Annotated in this window: 23 protein-coding genes and 1 pseudogene; 3 read left to right on the forward strand and 21 right to left on the reverse strand. The window is 40.7% G+C overall.

What is annotated here, in order from left to right; genetic code table 11:
* Nucleotides 1–84: 84 nt before the first annotated feature.
* The 12 genes and pseudogenes from EP58_RS07310 to EP58_RS07375 all read right to left on the reverse strand — a co-directional run bounded on the left by EP58_RS07310 (nucleotide 85) and on the right by EP58_RS07375 (nucleotide 8,768).
* Complete coding sequence (locus tag EP58_RS07310) at nucleotides 85–864, reverse strand: DNA-methyltransferase (RefSeq protein ID WP_206539785.1); 780 nt, start codon at nucleotides 862–864, stop codon at nucleotides 85–87.
* Between the two features lie 293 nt (nucleotides 865–1,157).
* Entirely contained in the window at nucleotides 1,158–1,382 is a 225-nt protein-coding gene (locus tag EP58_RS07315; RefSeq protein WP_036091882.1) for a hypothetical protein, read from the reverse strand.
* A 32-nt stretch (nucleotides 1,383–1,414) separates the two neighbouring features.
* Complete coding sequence (locus tag EP58_RS07320) at nucleotides 1,415–1,729, reverse strand: hypothetical protein (protein WP_036091884.1); 315 nt, start codon at nucleotides 1,727–1,729, stop codon at nucleotides 1,415–1,417.
* A gap of 1 nt (nucleotide 1,730) precedes the next feature.
* Nucleotides 1,731–2,123, reverse strand: a complete 393-nt coding sequence (locus tag EP58_RS07325; protein WP_036091886.1) for a hypothetical protein — start codon at nucleotides 2,121–2,123, stop codon at nucleotides 1,731–1,733.
* Between the two features lie 23 nt (nucleotides 2,124–2,146).
* Nucleotides 2,147–2,653: a hypothetical protein gene (locus EP58_RS07330; protein ID WP_036091887.1), complete on the reverse strand. Its 507-nt coding sequence runs from the start codon at nucleotides 2,651–2,653 to the stop codon at nucleotides 2,147–2,149.
* A 15-nt stretch (nucleotides 2,654–2,668) separates the two neighbouring features.
* Nucleotides 2,669–3,370, reverse strand: coding sequence for a DNA/RNA non-specific endonuclease (locus EP58_RS07335; protein WP_241481003.1), 702 nt, complete (start codon nucleotides 3,368–3,370; stop codon nucleotides 2,669–2,671).
* A 24-nt stretch (nucleotides 3,371–3,394) separates the two neighbouring features.
* Nucleotides 3,395–4,229 (reverse strand): annotated as a pseudogene (locus EP58_RS07340) (DNA adenine methylase).
* Between the two features lie 29 nt (nucleotides 4,230–4,258).
* A complete protein-coding gene (locus EP58_RS07345; protein WP_052171392.1) occupies nucleotides 4,259–5,011 on the reverse strand; it encodes a hypothetical protein in 753 nt (250 codons plus the stop codon).
* Nucleotides 5,012–5,069: 58 nt separating this feature from the next.
* Entirely contained in the window at nucleotides 5,070–6,809 is a 1,740-nt protein-coding gene (locus EP58_RS07350; protein WP_052171393.1) for a DNA cytosine methyltransferase, read from the reverse strand.
* 232 nt (nucleotides 6,810–7,041) lie between these two features.
* On the reverse strand, nucleotides 7,042–7,698 hold the full coding sequence (locus EP58_RS07360; protein WP_036091895.1) for a hypothetical protein: 657 nt from the start codon (nucleotides 7,696–7,698) through the stop codon (nucleotides 7,042–7,044).
* Nucleotides 7,699–7,873: 175 nt separating this feature from the next.
* Nucleotides 7,874–8,188, reverse strand: coding sequence for a hypothetical protein (locus tag EP58_RS07370; RefSeq protein WP_036091905.1), 315 nt, complete (start codon nucleotides 8,186–8,188; stop codon nucleotides 7,874–7,876).
* Nucleotides 8,189–8,192: 4 nt separating this feature from the next.
* Nucleotides 8,193–8,768: a hypothetical protein gene (locus EP58_RS07375; RefSeq protein WP_036091908.1), complete on the reverse strand. Its 576-nt coding sequence runs from the start codon at nucleotides 8,766–8,768 to the stop codon at nucleotides 8,193–8,195.
* A 183-nt stretch (nucleotides 8,769–8,951) separates the two neighbouring features.
* Here EP58_RS07375 and EP58_RS07380 point away from each other — a divergent pair, with 183 nt between their 5' ends.
* Nucleotides 8,952–9,215 carry a hypothetical protein gene (locus tag EP58_RS07380; RefSeq protein ID WP_036091911.1) on the forward strand — a complete coding sequence of 88 codons (264 nt, stop codon included), beginning with the start codon at nucleotides 8,952–8,954 and terminating at the stop codon, nucleotides 9,213–9,215.
* Nucleotides 9,216–9,579: 364 nt separating this feature from the next.
* Nucleotides 9,580–10,302 carry a hypothetical protein gene (locus tag EP58_RS07385; RefSeq protein WP_036091914.1) on the forward strand — a complete coding sequence of 241 codons (723 nt, stop codon included), beginning with the start codon at nucleotides 9,580–9,582 and terminating at the stop codon, nucleotides 10,300–10,302.
* A gap of 159 nt (nucleotides 10,303–10,461) precedes the next feature.
* Here the strand turns inward: EP58_RS07385 and EP58_RS07390 are convergent, their stop codons facing one another.
* Genes EP58_RS07390 through EP58_RS07400 form a run of 3 tightly spaced genes read right to left on the reverse strand, consistent with a single transcriptional unit; the run spans nucleotide 10,462 to nucleotide 11,965 of the window.
* Entirely contained in the window at nucleotides 10,462–11,193 is a 732-nt protein-coding gene (locus tag EP58_RS07390) for a hypothetical protein (protein ID WP_036091916.1), read from the reverse strand.
* Nucleotides 11,190–11,459 (reverse strand): hypothetical protein, encoded by a 270-nt coding sequence (locus EP58_RS07395; RefSeq protein WP_036091919.1) that lies wholly within the window; start codon nucleotides 11,457–11,459, stop codon nucleotides 11,190–11,192. The genes EP58_RS07390 and EP58_RS07395 overlap by 4 nt, the downstream gene beginning before the upstream one ends.
* 56 nt (nucleotides 11,460–11,515) lie before the next feature.
* Nucleotides 11,516–11,965 carry a hypothetical protein gene (locus tag EP58_RS07400; protein WP_036091922.1) on the reverse strand — a complete coding sequence of 150 codons (450 nt, stop codon included), beginning with the start codon at nucleotides 11,963–11,965 and terminating at the stop codon, nucleotides 11,516–11,518.
* Between the two features lie 267 nt (nucleotides 11,966–12,232).
* On the opposite strand from EP58_RS07400, the gene EP58_RS17675 reads away from it, so the two are divergent.
* Nucleotides 12,233–12,292, forward strand: coding sequence for a hypothetical protein (locus tag EP58_RS17675; protein WP_241481005.1), 60 nt, complete (start codon nucleotides 12,233–12,235; stop codon nucleotides 12,290–12,292).
* A 155-nt stretch (nucleotides 12,293–12,447) separates the two neighbouring features.
* On the opposite strand, the gene ssb is transcribed toward EP58_RS17675, so the two are convergent.
* The 6 genes from ssb to EP58_RS07430 form a co-directional block, all read right to left on the reverse strand.
* Complete coding sequence (ssb, locus tag EP58_RS07405) at nucleotides 12,448–12,978, reverse strand: single-stranded DNA-binding protein (RefSeq protein WP_036091924.1); 531 nt, start codon at nucleotides 12,976–12,978, stop codon at nucleotides 12,448–12,450.
* The gene (locus EP58_RS07410) at nucleotides 12,975–13,301 is read right to left on the reverse strand and encodes a hypothetical protein (RefSeq protein WP_036091927.1); all 327 of its coding nucleotides are present in this window, start codon (nucleotides 13,299–13,301) and stop codon (nucleotides 12,975–12,977) included. Before EP58_RS07410 ends, ssb begins: the two co-directional genes overlap by 4 nt.
* Before the next feature lie 19 nt (nucleotides 13,302–13,320).
* Nucleotides 13,321–13,962, reverse strand: a complete 642-nt coding sequence (locus tag EP58_RS07415) for a thermonuclease family protein (protein WP_052171394.1) — start codon at nucleotides 13,960–13,962, stop codon at nucleotides 13,321–13,323.
* A gap of 21 nt (nucleotides 13,963–13,983) precedes the next feature.
* Nucleotides 13,984–14,376 (reverse strand): type II toxin-antitoxin system HicB family antitoxin, encoded by a 393-nt coding sequence (locus EP58_RS07420; RefSeq protein ID WP_052171395.1) that lies wholly within the window; start codon nucleotides 14,374–14,376, stop codon nucleotides 13,984–13,986.
* Nucleotides 14,377–14,452: 76 nt separating this feature from the next.
* A complete protein-coding gene (locus EP58_RS07425; RefSeq protein WP_036091929.1) occupies nucleotides 14,453–15,307 on the reverse strand; it encodes a hypothetical protein in 855 nt (284 codons plus the stop codon).
* A 13-nt stretch (nucleotides 15,308–15,320) separates the two neighbouring features.
* Nucleotides 15,321–16,931, reverse strand: a complete 1,611-nt coding sequence (locus EP58_RS07430) for a toprim domain-containing protein (RefSeq protein ID WP_036091930.1) — start codon at nucleotides 16,929–16,931, stop codon at nucleotides 15,321–15,323.
* Between the last annotated feature and the right edge of the window lie 11 nt (nucleotides 16,932–16,942).

Here is a 16,942-nt window from a genome sequence, read left to right on the forward strand (position 1 = left end):
CCTCTAATCTTCATTATCCATAATACTATCTAGATTATACCATTCTTTTGCTTAAAAGCGCTTTTTTCATGCATCTGTTTCATTTTAGAATAGACTCATTTGCGTTGTGTTCCTGTCAATTCTTTGATTGGCCATACGCCAAAAACGAAAATCTTTTTCAAACCCTATAAACTGCCGTTGCGAATCTATGCATGCAATAGCAGTTGTTCCTGACCCCATACAATTATCCAGCACAACCTGCCCTGGCTGCGTGTAAGTCTCAATCAAGTATTTAAACAAAGCAACTGGCTTTTGAGTAGGATGCGTGTTATCAAGTTCATACGGCACCCGAAGGATATCATTAGGGTAGTTCGTGAAAAAATCCATTTCTTCTACGGATTTACTTCCTTTAAGCTCTCCAAACTGACTTGCTTCCTTCTTTAATACAGTTGGACTTTTTGCTCTTACTAGCCACTGTGGGTAGTAGCGCATTGGTATTTTTGATCCTGGGCTGGTTCCGCCTCTGGAAAACATTAAGATTTCCTCAAAAGCTGACATGGGGCGCTGCTTAGCATTAATAAAGTTCCCAATCCGATTCTTTTCCCAAATCCACTTATAACGGAATAAATCCGGTTGAGACGCGATGACTTTGTGCGTAAACGACTGATTCGCAGTCAACGCAACGGCACCATCTGGCTTAATAATTCGGTTGTATTGCTCCCACAAAGGCTCAAATGGAATAATCGTATCCCAGCTGTGGTTTGTTATCCCATACGGCAGATCACATAATATAAAATCCACAGATGCATCAGGAATCCGTAACATTCCCTCCAGACAATCTTCATTCCAAATCGTGTTTACTAAATTCTCTATTTTTTTCACCATTTACAATCGCTCACTTTCTCTCTATAATGTAGTTTGGAGATAGTGTTCTCTGAAAAACCATGCATGGTGTTGTGCACTATCTCTCCACCTACTAAATGGTGAAATGAAAAGCCCGCAGTACGTTTTTACTGCAGGCTTTTCTGTATTTTCATTGATTATTCAAAATTACGGAATCATTTTTTCAAATTTGGTTGGGAATAAACATCTAATACATACCGCTCGCTACCCTACGGAAATCTATATCCTCCGCCGATGCATTTTACCCACTCATTAACGCCTTGTGGTGTTGTACTCTATTTACTACCTCTTCTTTTTTTGTCTAAATAACAAATTTGATTTCCAGCTGCACTAATTAAAAATAACCTACGTTCCTTCCAATCAACAACATCCACAAAAATGCACCCTTGATGCAGTAGGTGCAGCAAAATATTTCGCTGATCCAAACGCGGCTTTGTATAAACATAACTATTGTTCTCCATTTTTGTTTCCAACTCTTTCAAATTGTTGATTACTTCCATACCAATCACTTCCCCCTTTAAATGAAGTTACGTTAGCGTGGTTCGAAACCGCGATCCTGAAAATTATTGTCTCGCAGCTGTTCCGGTATAATGCTATATGTTGAATGAAATATATCTTCTTTTATGGACCAATATTCGCCATGATTGCCAAAAATGATATAAGAACCTGGTGTAGTATGAATAGCTCCTTCTAAAGTATCAACAAAGAATTTTTCTCCTTCAAAATGAAACCATTTGTCAAACATTGCTTGTGACCCGCAAAAATCGAGTAAGTCTTCCTCGTTCTCATTCCATTGCATCGCTTTAGCTTCCAACGGTTTTTTTACAACTTTTAAAACTTTCACCATTTTACTTCCCTCCATTTTTATCTTGATTTTTAAGTACGGATAATTCTTTCTGCATATCCTCGATAATCCCCTCCAGCTGGAGTACTTGTTCGTACGTCCAAGGAGCAATGTGAAATTGAATAGCTTCTTCATCTTCTCCGTACATAGTGCCATAGAATAATTTATCTCCTGCATCCGTTATTAACTTTGGATTTTTTGTTCGCTCCTTTTCGATTTCATTTCTTCTCCATGCGTTGTTTAGTAATGACTCCATGCCATGCAGACTATCATTTCGCATAATTTCTGCTACCGCTTCAGCGTTACTACGTTTATTAAAAATCAGGTGTTCACTAAGTACTCCATCCACGTAAACGCCATAGTCACAAACAACGTCTTTCACTTCAATAATCAACATATTACCTCTCTCCTTTATGATTCCTATGAATTATGACGATCTCTCAACTCATCTGGTGAGCCTACATAATAATCGTCCATTTCCCACTCGAAAGCACAGTCTTTGCAATATGCCTTTCCGTACGTTGTTCCACTCTTGGCAATAAAACGCCTGCGACAGCTACACACCTTCACATGAAGGGTAGGTTCTTTCTTCCGAACGATTCGTTTTTGTATCAAATTCTCTAAGCAAGATTTATGGTAATGATCTCTCCCGCTTACTACAGTTAAATAAGCACTTAACTCTTCTCGACAGTAGTCGCAACAATGCTTTTCTATTGATAAAATAACGTACCCCACTCGCTCAAGAACTTCCACATCTGTCACGATAACCGTTGTATGTGTAAAGAAAATATCCGAAAAAGTATAATGTAGTGCTAGTATATCTCCAGGAAAGTACTCGCACGTCGTTTGTAGCGCGATTGCTTTCCTTCTTCGTTCTAAGATTGCTTCACTTTCTTCCTCTGCTATTTCAATCGAATGAATAGTCATGTACATTTCTCCTTGCTATTTTACTATTCTGGAACTGCCATCTTGATAATTGATTGTCACACCGCCTTCTACATTAAACACATACACATTAAACGAAATTTGATTATCCTCAATGCTTTTCGCCTGCATCTGCACGCCTCGAGCAACCAGCTCACTCCCTTTAAAAACTGGCCTTACTTGGTACCTGACATGATTTTTCGTTGTCCGAAGATAAGTTGCTATTTTATTTTCATATGTCAGCATACCAGGCGTATTGAAACTACGTGTGCCAGTCATTAAATTTTTGAGATTGTTGTTTTCACCGGTCAACTGAAAACCGATGAGATGCGATCTATTATAGAGCCATCCGGATGCTAATTTTTTATTTTTCCATCCGGTTGGATCGACATGTAACGGCTCTCTTTCCTCTCTTGGCATAAGCTCTCGACTCAACATCGCGTTAGCAACACCAACCCGGTTTAAATCATCCAAGTTAGAAAATGTTTGCCATGTTCCTTTTTCCAATGTTAAATCCGTTGCCGTAAAATCTGGTTTGTTATTGTTCACGATGACTACTTGATTTTTGGAATCAGACACTAAACTTGCTAACTCTATCTGCTGATCAGTATAGATTCTTGGCTCCGCTTTTTCATCAGATTTTGGAATCAAATCCCCCTTATAATATGCTATGGTTGCGCTTAGAATAATAATACCTATCGTAATGAGTATTTTTTTCAATAGAATTCTCCTCTTTTTCATAGATTAAATCTTTTGTCGGATGCCTCGTTCTAGCTGCATTTCATCATCAAACAAAGTGAGTTGATTAGTATACGTCGCAGCTGCCGGATTAATATAAATCGTTTCTCTTTTTTTCGCCCCACGTTCCGCCGTCACGACCAGGGATTCTTTCTGCCAACCCTTCAACATACGGTTGTAAAGCGCATTATCATAACTTGACACGATAACCGGCCCGTTATGATCACACAACACTTCTAGTAAATCTTGATGATCTTGCGTGCTCATTTCGTTCGCATAGTGCCGTTTCGTACGCGTTTCTAACGGATATGGTGGGTCTGCATAAATCAGTACATTGTCCCGATTGTAGCGTTGAATGACATCACACGCCGGTTGATGCTCTATCTGTGCATTTTTTAGCTGTTCAGTAATCGGGCTTATCCGCTGTGATAGTGTGCTCCACTCTTGATATTTCGACCCCTTCGGATCTATACTGGAGCGCCAACCCGTTCTATCTGCCGTTTTCGCACCTATAGATTGCCAACATCGGACGAGAAAACGACGCGCTCGCTCCACCGAATCCCCTTCATCAATGAATGAAAGTTGGTGCTCTTCTCGAGATAATAAAGTAAAATCGATGGCCCGACAAAGTGCTTCTGGATTGTCCCTAATGATTTGAAATAAGTTGACTATTCTCGAATCAATATCGTTAATCGTTTCGATTTTCGCTCTCTCCTTGTAAAAAAAAAACAGCTCCAGAACCAAAATACGGTTCCAAATACACTTCATGTCTCGGCATATGATCAATAATCCACTTCGCCATACTCCATTTGCTACCTGGATAATTTAATATACGCTTCATTCCAATCACCTCATCCTCATTTTCATAAGCTATATCTCCCGTCTGGCGCCCCGTTCCCGTTGCATTTCATCAATGGACGACAAAGTAGTCTTGTATCTAAAATAGCATGTGCGACCCACTTTTTTGCTTTCACACCAGATTTGATTGGCATCAAACCGGAGTATCTGCATCACCGACGTTCTCGGCTTCGCATAGTGCGTTTCACACACTTCTAAAATTTGATCCACAGTCATCCAGCCATCATTGTTACATGCATGCCATCGTGATTCTTCACGTAAGCATTTTTTGATACTGTTGATGGTGTATTTATAGCTCGTCATCGTTTCCCCACCCTTGGACCCGCCAATTTGATCTTTACTAAAAACCTCAATGCCTTCGCGAATAGACCTCAAACCACGCTTGCGACGCGTTACAGCATTCCGATTAAATTTTGCTGGACGTAGGACATGAGCTGTTCCTGATGGTACATCTACTGTCAAAATCCCAATGCCGTAACGTGTGATTATCTCCCTTACCACACCACGAAATCGAGTTTCCCCTCCACCACGTGCTGTCGTTGCTGGAATCGCAATATAGACGTAATGACCGACACCTGCTTTCACACGATCCACGGCTTGATCCAGCAGTTTAAAAGATAGACTCGTTTTTAACTCCACAACCACATTACAAGCGCCATGGGTGCCGAATACATCGACATCCCAAACTTCTGCATACACATCTTCACAGCCTACTTGCTGATAAAGCCAATTCCTGACTGGCTCGTACAATTCCTTTTCTTGCATCTTAACCTCTCCTTTGATTGAAAATTCAGACTCTATATTTTTCGTTCAACCGCTGCAGTTATCCGATTCGTTCCACTGGTGGGAATAACGAATCTTGATAATTTATTCGTCCTGGTATAGCAATATCTGAGCAATTAGCTCTAACAATAGCTTCTGCTGGGTACGGTGATACAGAATTACCACATTTCGCAATTTGCTCCGCCTTTGAAATTTTCTTCCCGTACGCATCCCTATCAATCACATACTCCTTTGGAAACCCTTGCGCTGCGAATAATTCTTTCGGCTGAAGCATGCGCATTTTAATATCAACGATTCGGTAAATGGTTCCTTCAATAGTTATCAGAGCAAACCTCGCTTTTCCGGTTACCGTATGTAGCGGCATATCTAACGATTGGCCAACATCGGCTCCATAATATTTCATAAGAAACGCGTATACTTGATCGCTGTTATCATCAGAAACGAGTTCGCTGTTCACCTTTTCCAAATCTGTATAAAGCAACGAATGGTGATCAACAGTTGTTATAGTACCTATTGGGGCATCGACCACTTGACCTCCAGCCTTATAAAAACCGCCATAATGTTTCGCCAAAAACGCCGCACCCATAGCAAATTTATTACCGCCACTCGTGATTGTTCCTAGTGGTTTAAATAAATCTAAAACACGCCTGCCTTCAGCATCTCCGTAACCCATCTGCACCATGACCGGCGCTACTAATAAGTGTTCTGCTTTTGTTGTGATGGTCGTTAAAGGTTTATCTACAGGATACGATAATCTATCCTTTCCAAATCCCGTTTGGCCAATTCGCGCTAAATATGGGCTAATGAGCGCATGATGTCCTCCCGTTGTGATTGTGCTTAGTGGCGCGTTCACTGCTGATCCCGAGTGTCCAGTCGTGTTTACAAGCAATGTCGGTGCAATCTGCTGATTCAGAATAAACGGCTTCGGATTATCCAGTACGAATTTTTGAATGCCTCGAGCAATCCGGCGCATCGTATTTTCTGCTAACGGCCGCTCGCGATTAAAAATAGATTTTCCTAAATCAGTCCAATCAATAATTTCGGCAGCTGTTCGCCACGGTTTTAAAACACCCATCTTCACCTCTGCCGACTCTGGATCACCATGCGTTGGCTCCGGCCATATAATTGGCCTGTTGTCCTTCCTAGCTATTAAAAACAGCCGTTTACGCTTTGTCGGCGCTCCATAATCACTGGCTGTAACGACTTGGTCCTCTACAGCGTATCCCAGTCCCTTCACCAAACGATCCGCAAGAAAACTGTTTGTTTTGATATTCAAAGCTTTACAACATTGCCGAAAGCCCAGGTCATTCCGATTCACCCCGACCGATAGCATTTTCTTAAAAGAATGGTAGATGACGCCTTTTTTCTCCTTATCAATCTTTCCGTTTTTGACGGGTCCCCACGTCCGAAACTCTTCTACATTCTCCAAAAATAAGATATTCGGTGGCGCGTGTAAAGCCCATTTCAAAACGACCCACGCCAACCCACGAATTTCTTTTTTAACGGGTACGGCACCTTTCGCTTTTGAAAAGTGCTTGCAGTCGGGAGATGCCCATAAAACGTCCACCTTATTCCCTCCAGTTACAACTGCCGGATCTATATCCCATACACTCTCACAGTAATGGGTAGTCTCCGGATGATTCATTTGATGCATCTCAATCGCCTTCACGTCGTGGTTAATAGCGATGTCTACCGGTCTACCTAATGCTTGCTCTATTCCCGTACTCGCACCGCCACCGCCAGCAAAATTATCTACAATTAAACCTTGTTTTCTTTTCATAGAATCACCTCGTCCTTATTTGCTTAGCCCTATCGAATTTAGGCCTTCCGTCGCTTTGCTCTTATATATGAAATAATCGAGCCTACAAGATATAAAAATATAGTAAGGAGACCAAAGCCTCCAAAATAGTAATTCAACCTAGATGGGTCCAGATTTAGTAAATAAAGAAGAAGTGCCGCAACAATAGTACCGATGACAACCGTTATACATAGTTCGAATTTTTTCATTTTTATTAGCTCCTTTTTGGTTCAACTCGTCTCCGGAGTTGAAATAATTTTTCATATACTTGTTCTGCAGTCCCGCGAAAAGTATACTGAAAGTCATGTTCTGGACTAGCTAAGTAATCTCTAACCTCTTTTATAGTGGTTGCTAAGACCTCCCCATAGTCAAATCTTGAAGTAGCCCCGTCATAGTGGATAGCCGCAAATTGTGTCTTACCAGTCCTCACCTTATAAATAAAATCATTGTATGGCAGACCTTGAAAGTGTTCCTTCATTTCGTCCGAGTAAATTCTTATGTAAGCTTCATCGTCTATGATTTCGCACTTCTGGTCGATAGCATGATTCGTGAGTTCATAATAAGCAAGTATTGTTTTTCCTTTTTTCTCGAGATATAACGGCAATGCTTGAATGATATCTCGACACCGTAGCAACTGCAGGACCTCTTCTGAATCTGCCTTAATTGCAACTATCAGGTTGTTACGATGCATGCCACGAATTCTATCGTTCTTTTTTTCAGAAAAACCCTTCACTTCCTCAAAATCATCTATAGAATCTGTCTCTACCGTGCATTCTTCCAGAACATCAAATACCGCATTTACCATGTCGATACGCAAAGAATCATTATCATATTGACTAAAACAAACATGGACCTCGCTCACATTCACCAAAAGTAAACACCTCCTCTTAAAAATACGATGTGATTTTCCATTGCATTAGGTGTCATATTCTCTCCATGATTTGTATCACCCTTAGAACCACAGCACGCCGGAACCAGAGAAAGCATCGCTTCCCTCTGGTATTCCATGTTGCTATTACAAATTTCAAATTCTTCTGTATCGTATGTTATTCTAGCTTCCAAGTTGATTCTCCTCTCTGTTCCTCCGTCAAATATACTCGTCCTGTCAAATGCGGATAAAAGCGCGTTTTGCTAAAATCAATGTAGTCCCTATCCCCGTCTTCATAAACCGTCAGACACATATTGTAATGAATAAAAGAGCCATCTCCAAAACGCTCAATAATCTTAGCGCCAATGGTATGATATGTTTTACCCCATTGGAATAGATTTCTGAATGAACTTTTAACCTCCAATGCGAGAAGTTCATATACTCCTGCCATTCTTTCATGGTCGGGCAAGTTTGCTATTTTTACACCGTTCATTTTCTCACCTCACTCGCTTTCTGAAATAGAGAAATTTCTTTACTACCTGTTCTTTTTTTCCTTCTTTCAAATAATGTAATGGGAAACCCGTAGCCTGAATCCTATTTTCTATATCTAGCCTAGTTTTGGTCGATTCTATATCCCCCTTGTTTTCCTTTACAAGCTTAAAATATTGTCGCACTTGCCAGCTGAAGAAATCGTCATATCTGGCGTCTTCATCGACGATATCACCTTTCTGGTCAATGGCTTCTTCCGTCAAATAATAGTAGCCTACATCCCTGCCATTTACGGTCTCACGATAAGCCATGCCTGTTTCTAAGATACCGTTTTCTTGCAAAAATGCGATTGCTTTTGTTTTTTTCAAATCAAGACCAGCAATCAAATTTAATAAGTGACGTACACGGATTTTCCGATTTTCATCTTCTGATAAACCATCTTGGTCTAAATACTTCCTGTAGGCATCCGTTTCTATCGTGCACGTCTCTAGCCGTTCCAATGCGCCACTTACGATGTCAATCCTTAATGCCTCATTTTTATGTCTACTAAAACAAATATGAGCCTCTTTATTTTTATACTTCATTTTTAACGCTCCATTCATGTGTTTTTGTTGCTACTACTTAACTTATACTCTTATTATAGCATATCACTAGTGATATGCATATGTATATTAGGTTACCAGTTCTTTACGATCCCGTTACATATCACTAGTGAGATGCATTTTTTTATTAATCTATGGTATATTTAATGCAAGGTGGTGTAAATAATGGACAAAGAAGCATTTATTAAATTTGCGAATGAAAATTTGCTAACAACAACTGCGGCTAGAAAAATAACCGACCAATCAACTAGAGCTTTCCAACAATCGCTTAGGAACGGTCTTATTGCACCTGCGCTTGAGTTTAGAGACTCCGAGAAGCACGTAGTCCGATTGTATTTTCGTGACGATGTAGAAGCGTATAAAGCTCAAATGAGCGATTCACAGGCAGCACAAAAAAATAGAAAAGCATCTGCTAATGATCAGCAATAGATCATAAACAGATGCTTTTTTGTTTCTTCCAGCCGATATCGCCAAACAAAAACCGCGTTTGGCAATACCTGCTTCCACAAACAATCCCCTCCACTCCAACCGCCACCGCCGTTTCGGGGAAGACTTGCTACGCAAGTCTCGTATTCCTGATTAACTGGTTTTTTTACTTATTTATCTTTTCCTACCGGATTATAGCTCCACCTAGCACAAGAAACAAGGGGCGTAGAACTTTTTCATACCGCTACGCTGAAAAACTTCTACTACAGCATTCCCTTGTTTCTCGCACTAGGTGGAGCTATGAACTAATCCAGGAAAAGAAAAATAAAAAAACCAATTAAACAGGAAAAGAAAGGTTGATACAATTATGGCAAATTTATCTGATGCACACGGAACTCTTTTTATCCCAGCTACTTTGGTAGCAAAACACCCAAAAGAGCTTATACAGCTCATTCAATTAATGGAGAAAGAACTAAGTAACGCTTTCTATAACACGACGCTATCGCAGGATTACGCAGTACTTTGCAACCAAATTAACTATAGCACTGTACCCAAAGACCTTAAGCTTGATTTTTACGGGACAGGTAGGTGGGCTTTTGATTCCAATGTTCGTACTTTTTTCGAATGGCTATTCCCTGAAAATACACAGGAAATAGACTTTGATTGGCTAAGAACTCTTTTTCAAGATGATGATGCCTTTATCGAATTTTCTTTTGTCGATTATGAACCTGGGTGCGATTTATTGTATGATGCTTACCTCCAAATTCGTCCCCGTATTCAAAATAACACGATATCTACGGACATCATACAAGAAAGTTGGGAAAACCTTCCCATCACGGCGTCAAATCTTATGAAACATCATTTCTATGAGCAGGCGTATGATGAGCAAAACGCACATGAGTTACTTGAAAACACCGACTTCATGCGTGAACTTGGTGCACTGATGCCACAAAATGCTATTACAGCTTCTTTTTTAACAGATGCATGGAAAAAATGCGTCAGCTACACGTATGGCGACGAAATGATATTTGACGAAATACTGTCAGATATCGCAGATTATTACCACGCTCAACATTCAGTAAAAGCCTAGACTTCGTGTCTGGGCTTTTTTCTCGTGTGACATCGCCAAAGATAAACCCTTTTTGGCAATGCCCCACTCCAAAAAACAGAATCGACCTTTCCTGCACTCCAGCCGCCACCACCGTTCCGGAAAGGCCGATTCTTAAACCATTTATCACAAACAAACCTGTTATGACCTTACAATTCTCATGTTTACTCTGTCCAAACGATACCCATCTAACCAATACGGATCCACCGCAAAATTCATTCCTATAATCGCGCGTTCTGCCTCCTGATTCAGTCCAGAACGGCTCTGTATCGCTTCTCTTTTTATACCTAGGTGTTCTTGTGCAAATTGGTTCATTTCTTTCGCTACAGTGAACACATGCGCCACACCGCCACAATCTACTAGGTACTCTCTAAGAAAAAGAATTTCGTCTGGATGAAACATTTTTTCATAAGGGGATAGCTTCTTGTTTTCACGCTCTTCCCGCGCAATTTGTGCTTCTATCTGTTTTATTTTAAGCGTTACATCGTCCGCAGCCGGTCTGCGATTGATTGCCGTCCTTTCTATCAGCTGTTCTTGCGCTCGTAGCTCCTTTTCTTTTTCCATTTCGTATTCTATGTTCAGAACCGTCTTTTCTAAATAATAGAGCTGCTGCTGCGTAAAATTAGATCCTGATTCGTCCTCCAACATAAAGCGCAACGAACCTGGGATAATATCAATCGCTTGCTCCTTCAAAGCCCTAACTTTATGAACAATTTCCTCTGGACTACGCGTCCTGACTGCATCATTGTCTTCCTCTTGTGATCCACGATTTATTTCTGCGTTCCAATTATCCATCGCTTGGTGGATCATTTTTTCAGCAGCATCCATTCTGGCCACATCATCAAAATAATGTCGTTGTCTTGCCAGCGTCATTCCAATGAGCTTCTTGACGCACTCACGGCCAGTTTTAAAAATTTCCTCTGATTCTCTACATTCTGCATAATCATCCGATAGCGCACGATTCTCCCACATAAATCGCACTCCATTTGAAGTGCTTCATAATCGGCGCCAAAATCTTCTTCCTCCAGCAACCGCCATTGCTTATCCTTTGCTGGAATGGCAAACTTTGCATTGAGCGCCTGGCGTTTTACTTGGATTTTTTCGACTATATATGCTTGCTGTTGATTAGCTGTCAACATAAGAGTTACCTCCATTACTAGTCAAAAACACCCCAATTTATTTGGGGTGCCTCCATCTATTGATGTTCGACATCAATATCTACTGATATTCCTAATGTCTTTTCTAACATTTCATTAATTGCCTCATTTGTAATTTCATCTGGCGTCAAATGATTCTTAAATATGAATGTTTCCGATAGATCGCGCAAATCTAACGGTTTTCCTGTTTCATCGTAAAAATCAATTTCTGAAATCTCATAAACCCCATAACAATCTTTTACTTCATCCACATATACCCTAGTATGTTTTATTTCGTTCAATTTCATAAATGAATCATAAAACTTAGTGAGCCTAGCACCAGAAAGTAATGTCATATTCGCAATATCAGCCGTTTTATTTTTGTATGATGCAATTGTTGTTGGTGTAATTTCTGATTTTTTCCCAATGAAATAATTAGAGAAACACTTACAATCTAATACTGATTTTATCTTGGAAATATCGATTTCATTAACAATTTTTTCACTCATTTTTTTAACCCCATTCCTTTTCATAGGGCAATCATAGCACAGATAACTTTATTAATCAACTTATTTTTACTAACAAACTTATCTTTTCTAGGAAATTAATATCGGCAACTCTTTATACGTATCTATTTTTTATGCTATACTAGACCTTGCAAGCTTGTTTATGATGTGGTGGCAGCCTTCTTTTGAAAGAAAGCAGGTGATGCCTATGTTATTCTTGGTTTCTCCTAGAAAGGATTAAGCATGACTGTTTTTGAAGCGCTCACGCTAATGATTGCATTCGCAGCATTAGTTGTCGGCATTTTGAACAGTAAAAATGACAAAAAATAAAAACCACTCTAAGCTCGGCAGCTAAGTGGTTTCTATAACCCTATAATACGGCTGTCACCATCTTAAATGGTGTTTGCACTGGGAGCCATGTTAGCGCATGGCTTCCTTTTCACGTTTATTATACCAAATATAACACCAAATGACAAACGTTTCTCTTAGAATGGCAAGTCATCATCCTTAATATCAATCGGTCTTCCATCTGCGGCAAATGGATCTGCATTGGCTGGGTAACTACGCGAATACATTGGATCCTGATTGGTTCCTGACGCTTGTTGTTGCACACCGTTATTCCCTTGTGGTTGCCTCTGTGGCGCTTGATTCGCTGCGTTTCCTTGTTGGCCACCCTGATGATGCGACGGGCCAGCATTTCTCGGTTCTAAAAATTGGACACTCTCGGCCATTATTTCTGTGACATACACGCGCTTGCCGTCTTGCCCTTCATAGTGCCTCGTTTGGACTTTACCATCTACACCTGCTAAACTCCCTTTTTTCAAGAAATTAGCGACGTTCTCGGCAGGTTTACGCCAAACCACGCAATTAATAAAGTCAGCTTCTCTTTCCCCTGCTTGATTGGTAAAATTGCGATTCACGGCTAACGTAAAAGTGGCAACCGCAACGCCAGCTGGTGTATACCGCAGCTCTGGATCTTTCGTTAAACGGCCAACCAGTACGACTCGATTCATCATACCGTGTCCACACCCTTCGCCTTATACTTCTCCAGCATATATTTGACGCCAAGATAAAGCGCGTAGCCAGCCAAAAATACCAAGACAAAGCCAAACAGCAACAATACTAATGGGTACACAATAAACGCCAGGAAGTTAATCGACATGTACAGCCAGACTGCCCCCGATACAATCATCATCAGCAACACAACAAACAAGGCCACCCAAAACAAATTCCAGCCATCTGCCGGAAACGCATGGACATACACGTAACTAACGGTTCCCGTGATCAACTTCAATCCAAATGTAAAAATAAGAAACAGTATTTCTCCTATAATACTCATCTTTCATCCCTCATTTCGTTTATTCTTGAAACCCGCGACTTGTGACATAGCCATCTTTCGACCAGATATTGCGCTTTTCTTTTTGCGCAAAAGCTTGCGCTGCATTTAATTCTACTAAATAACGGGTATTTGGCTTATACACATAAGCCACACGGGCAAATCCTTCTCTTACCATCGTTTCATTGACTTGCTTCCCATCCGCATAGACATAAGCTAATGTCCGACCATATTTATCAGTAGCGCCCCCTGCATCATATTCTAGCTGAAGCTTTTTCCCTTGTACTAATTCCTTCATACGATTAGATGCTTCTTTGGCATATGGTTGTACTGGTGTGTTAGGCTTGACGCTTTCCGGTGTATCAATAAGCAATAAGCGAACTTTATGGGTTGCTGCGTCTCCAGGAAACGTCACAGATAACGTATCCCCGTCTGTCACTCGATCCAAGGTAACGGGAACCGTATTGCTTGGCATTGGAATGGACGTGGCAGTTGTTATTTCTGTTGCTGGCTTGCTTTTTGTTGCTGAATCCGAGTCTGCACTCGATACCTCTGGTGCGTCCATAAACGATAGTAATGGCTGGATCATCTGCTGATAAGAAAGCACAAGGGCTAATAAAACCGCTACGATTATGGACGATACAATTGTCTTCTTTTTATTCATTCGAGTACTCCTTCACGTGTCTTATTTCGATAAGCGTTCTTTTAACGCTTGCTGTAATACTTTTGATAAACTTAATCCCGCATGTTCCGCTTGCACATTCATCCAGGAAGGAATAGATACCATCTTCTTCACAGGCTTACTTCCGTAGGTGTCCAAGACGACTTGTTGCGCTATACTAGCTAAGAACGGCCTGCTTCCGGAAGGGACGACTAGCGATTCCCATTCACTCGGCGTTGGCAACACCTCATTAGCCATCCAAAGTGTGTATAGATGCTTCGACAGCGCCTCGATTGCCGCTGCATACACCACGTCTAAACGTTCTGCTGTCGCTTGAATGTCTGGAAAATCAGGAAATACGATGGTTATTTTTGTTTTTTTCTGTGTTACAAAAAAGGGGTATAAATAAGTGTCCATGGGGTTATCCCCTCTCTACTTTTCTTATACCCTATTATAACACGTATTTATATAAAAGTATATATTTTATATACTTTTATTTTACTGTGATTCTAATTTTTAATCCTTTCATCATCACCAACTTTTCTTTCTCTTCCAGCCATTTAGATGCCACCAATTGCTTATTCCATGTGTACCGACCTAAGTCGTAGGCTTCATACTGATAGCCCATATCCTTCAGTTGCTCCCGGTGAATACGACCGTTGCGAACCGAGATATAATATACGACATAAAATGACAAATCATGAATGGGAACCTCCAGCATATCCTGCTCTTTGAAAAAACGCTTCAGATAATCTTTTTCCATCTGGACCCGATCTCGCTTCACTTCTTTGATCCATACTTTTTCAAACGTGGAGAACTGATACTTCGCCTTCTTCAGAAAATCTTTTTTCTCCAGTGTAGCGCGACATTTTAGTAGCACCACATCCGGTTGATATGCTCTCGTTTCAAATTCCCATGTTTCCAAAGCGCCGAAATGTTTCTCCAGTCGTTCTAAATCTTTCACATCATGAATGGCCATCACTTTTTCAGGCGTGAGTAGCTGCATACGAAAAGCTTCCAGCAATAATGCGTGATAAACCGTAAAAAATGCTTTGTCATTGGCCGTCTCGTTTCGCATCACAAAATCAACATGATGCGCCGCTGCATTAATGCATGCTAATAAAACAGCCGCTCCTGGTCTTGAAAAATTATACACGCTAATACAACTGACATCCGATGCGTACCCAGCATGCTTGCTTTTAATTTCTTTGCCGTGGAATTCTAACCAAAAACGTAACATGCGCTCCCTATCCACTTGGGGTTCATACGTCCCATACGTTGCTTGGATAATATCTTTTAACAGCCGATGGACCAGTCGGCTGGTGACACTTGCTTTACTTCGATACATAAGCTCCCTCCTCTTATCTTGCTAATAATTCTTCTTTGGCATGACCATGCTTCAGCAACTCCGGTTCATACTTCCGAATATCTTCTTTATCCACCGCCTCAAAGCCATAAATCTTAATGAGCTTTTCCATTTCTTCTTTGGAATCCGCTTCAAAATGACCCAGCACTTTCTGTTTGTCTCGAATGGTTGCCCCGAATTTAATTGCCTGCTCTTTGCTAGATACTTCTACTTCCTCTACTGTTAATAATTGCTCTTTTTGATTCCGGTATACCATGATTTCCGCCACTTTCTCTATGTCGGTGTGTTTCGAAAGGGTATCATTCCAATCTTTATAGAGCGTGTCTTTGATAGTTAAATCACCTTTCGTGTACGCTGCATAAAAATGCTTGACCTTATTAATAAAAGCTATTTCGTTTGTGCTAAAGTCCTCAAAAAGCTTGTCGAACCGATACCCTTTTGTTTCTCGAATCGCTTGTAATTTGTCGGCACATGTTTGTGCTGCCGTTTGTATATCTAATACCGGTTTTTCCTTTCCATTCTTTTGCTTTTCACTGAAAAACAAAGAAATGTCCATGTGATTTGTTACTTCCATGGTTTCCGAGAAATTGGCCTCTGCTTTATGAAAAGCCGCAATCATTTTCCAATCCACTTGCGCCGCTTCGCTCACCGCTTGGTATACAGCTACATTAGCAGTAGGGATAACAAAATCGTCTGGAATCAATGGTAAGAATGTCATATCATGCCCCTCGCTTGTTTCAAACGCCATGTCTCGGAAACGATCCACGAAACGTTGACCAGCGCGATCATTATCCACCGGAAAATAAATGCTCGTTGGCATCACGCCACGAGATTTATACGTGTGGTCAATCATATTCCAGACCGTTTTTTCATGAACCCCTGTCATTGCGATTAGCCGGCAATCTTTCAACGAAGCTTCCTGTAACGTCCAGTAACTTAATAAATCAACGGGACTTTCAAAAAAATACAAAGACTTTGGAATGCCTAAAGAGACATTAAACCCATAATTGGCTTCAGAATTTCGACCCACTAATTTTTTTGTTCCTCGCTTTCCGTATTCATCCTCGTTTCGCTGGGTTCCTTGAATCGTCACGCCAACCCGTTTCCCTGTTTTTCCCCATACAAAAAGACAATCCTTGTCGCCTTTATACGTGGATTGTCTAATGAGACCTTTTTCTATGAGTGCTTGTACAATCGTGGGAGATACACCTCTTTCCTGACATAAATATGCCTCTACAGCTTGTGTATTGGCATCATGTTTATAAAAATATCGAAATGGTTCTTTTGGTTTTTGTACAAAGGTGGACGGTTCTCTTTTCGTATATTCCTCGCCTTGTAACATGTTAATCGCTTCATAAAAGCTCTTGTCAAAAAACGTTTGCGCAAAGCTGATCACGTCCCCCGCTTTCCCATTGGTAAACCAGCTATATGAATTCGTTTCTCGATTCACCCATAAGCTACTATGTTCCGCACTATAATAATCTTTGCCATTTTTCGTCGTCAAGTCGAAACCTTGTTGCTCACAAAAATCAACAATATCTACTTGCTTGGCTACTTTCTTCTTAGCTTCCATCTCCTCTTTCCACTTTTGCCTCGTTTCAGCCATCATACTACCTC

Origin of the sequence: Paenilisteria newyorkensis (assembly GCF_000766145.1) — a bacterium.
In the GTDB taxonomy this organism is placed as follows: domain Bacteria; phylum Bacillota; class Bacilli; order Lactobacillales; family Listeriaceae; genus Listeria_A; species Listeria_A newyorkensis.

Excerpts from the sequence above, each read along its gene's own strand:
- EP58_RS07310 (WP_206539785.1), bottom strand. The coding sequence starts at position 864 with ATGGTGAAAAAAATAGAGAATTTAGTAAACACGATTTGGAATGAAGAT.
- EP58_RS07345 (WP_052171392.1), bottom strand. The coding sequence starts at position 5,011 with ATGCAAGAAAAGGAATTGTACGAGCCAGTCAGGAATTGGCTTTATCAG.
- EP58_RS07425 (WP_036091929.1), bottom strand. The coding sequence starts at position 15,307 with ATGTATCGAAGTAAAGCAAGTGTCACCAGCCGACTGGTCCATCGGCTG.
- EP58_RS07390 (WP_036091916.1), bottom strand. The coding sequence starts at position 11,193 with ATGACGCTGGCAAGACAACGACATTATTTTGATGATGTGGCCAGAATG.
- EP58_RS07415 (WP_052171394.1), bottom strand. The coding sequence starts at position 13,962 with ATGAATAAAAAGAAGACAATTGTATCGTCCATAATCGTAGCGGTTTTA.
- EP58_RS07325 (WP_036091886.1), bottom strand. The coding sequence starts at position 2,123 with ATGTTGATTATTGAAGTGAAAGACGTTGTTTGTGACTATGGCGTTTAC.
- EP58_RS07410 (WP_036091927.1), bottom strand. The coding sequence starts at position 13,301 with ATGAGTATTATAGGAGAAATACTGTTTCTTATTTTTACATTTGGATTG.
- EP58_RS07315 (WP_036091882.1), bottom strand. The coding sequence starts at position 1,382 with ATGGAAGTAATCAACAATTTGAAAGAGTTGGAAACAAAAATGGAGAAC.
- EP58_RS07420 (WP_052171395.1), bottom strand. The coding sequence starts at position 14,376 with ATGGACACTTATTTATACCCCTTTTTTGTAACACAGAAAAAAACAAAA.
- EP58_RS07375 (WP_036091908.1), bottom strand. The coding sequence starts at position 8,768 with ATGAAGTATAAAAATAAAGAGGCTCATATTTGTTTTAGTAGACATAAA.
- EP58_RS07430 (WP_036091930.1), bottom strand. The coding sequence starts at position 16,931 with ATGGCTGAAACGAGGCAAAAGTGGAAAGAGGAGATGGAAGCTAAGAAG.
- EP58_RS07370 (WP_036091905.1), bottom strand. The coding sequence starts at position 8,188 with ATGAACGGTGTAAAAATAGCAAACTTGCCCGACCATGAAAGAATGGCA.
- EP58_RS07380 (WP_036091911.1), top strand. The coding sequence starts at position 8,952 with ATGGACAAAGAAGCATTTATTAAATTTGCGAATGAAAATTTGCTAACA.
- EP58_RS07400 (WP_036091922.1), bottom strand. The coding sequence starts at position 11,965 with ATGAGTGAAAAAATTGTTAATGAAATCGATATTTCCAAGATAAAATCA.
- EP58_RS07395 (WP_036091919.1), bottom strand. The coding sequence starts at position 11,459 with ATGTTGACAGCTAATCAACAGCAAGCATATATAGTCGAAAAAATCCAA.
- EP58_RS07350 (WP_052171393.1), bottom strand. The coding sequence starts at position 6,809 with ATGAAAAGAAAACAAGGTTTAATTGTAGATAATTTTGCTGGCGGTGGC.
- EP58_RS07320 (WP_036091884.1), bottom strand. The coding sequence starts at position 1,729 with ATGGTGAAAGTTTTAAAAGTTGTAAAAAAACCGTTGGAAGCTAAAGCG.
- ssb (WP_036091924.1), bottom strand. The coding sequence starts at position 12,978 with ATGATGAATCGAGTCGTACTGGTTGGCCGTTTAACGAAAGATCCAGAG.
- EP58_RS07330 (WP_036091887.1), bottom strand. The coding sequence starts at position 2,653 with ATGACTATTCATTCGATTGAAATAGCAGAGGAAGAAAGTGAAGCAATC.
- EP58_RS07385 (WP_036091914.1), top strand. The coding sequence starts at position 9,580 with ATGGCAAATTTATCTGATGCACACGGAACTCTTTTTATCCCAGCTACT.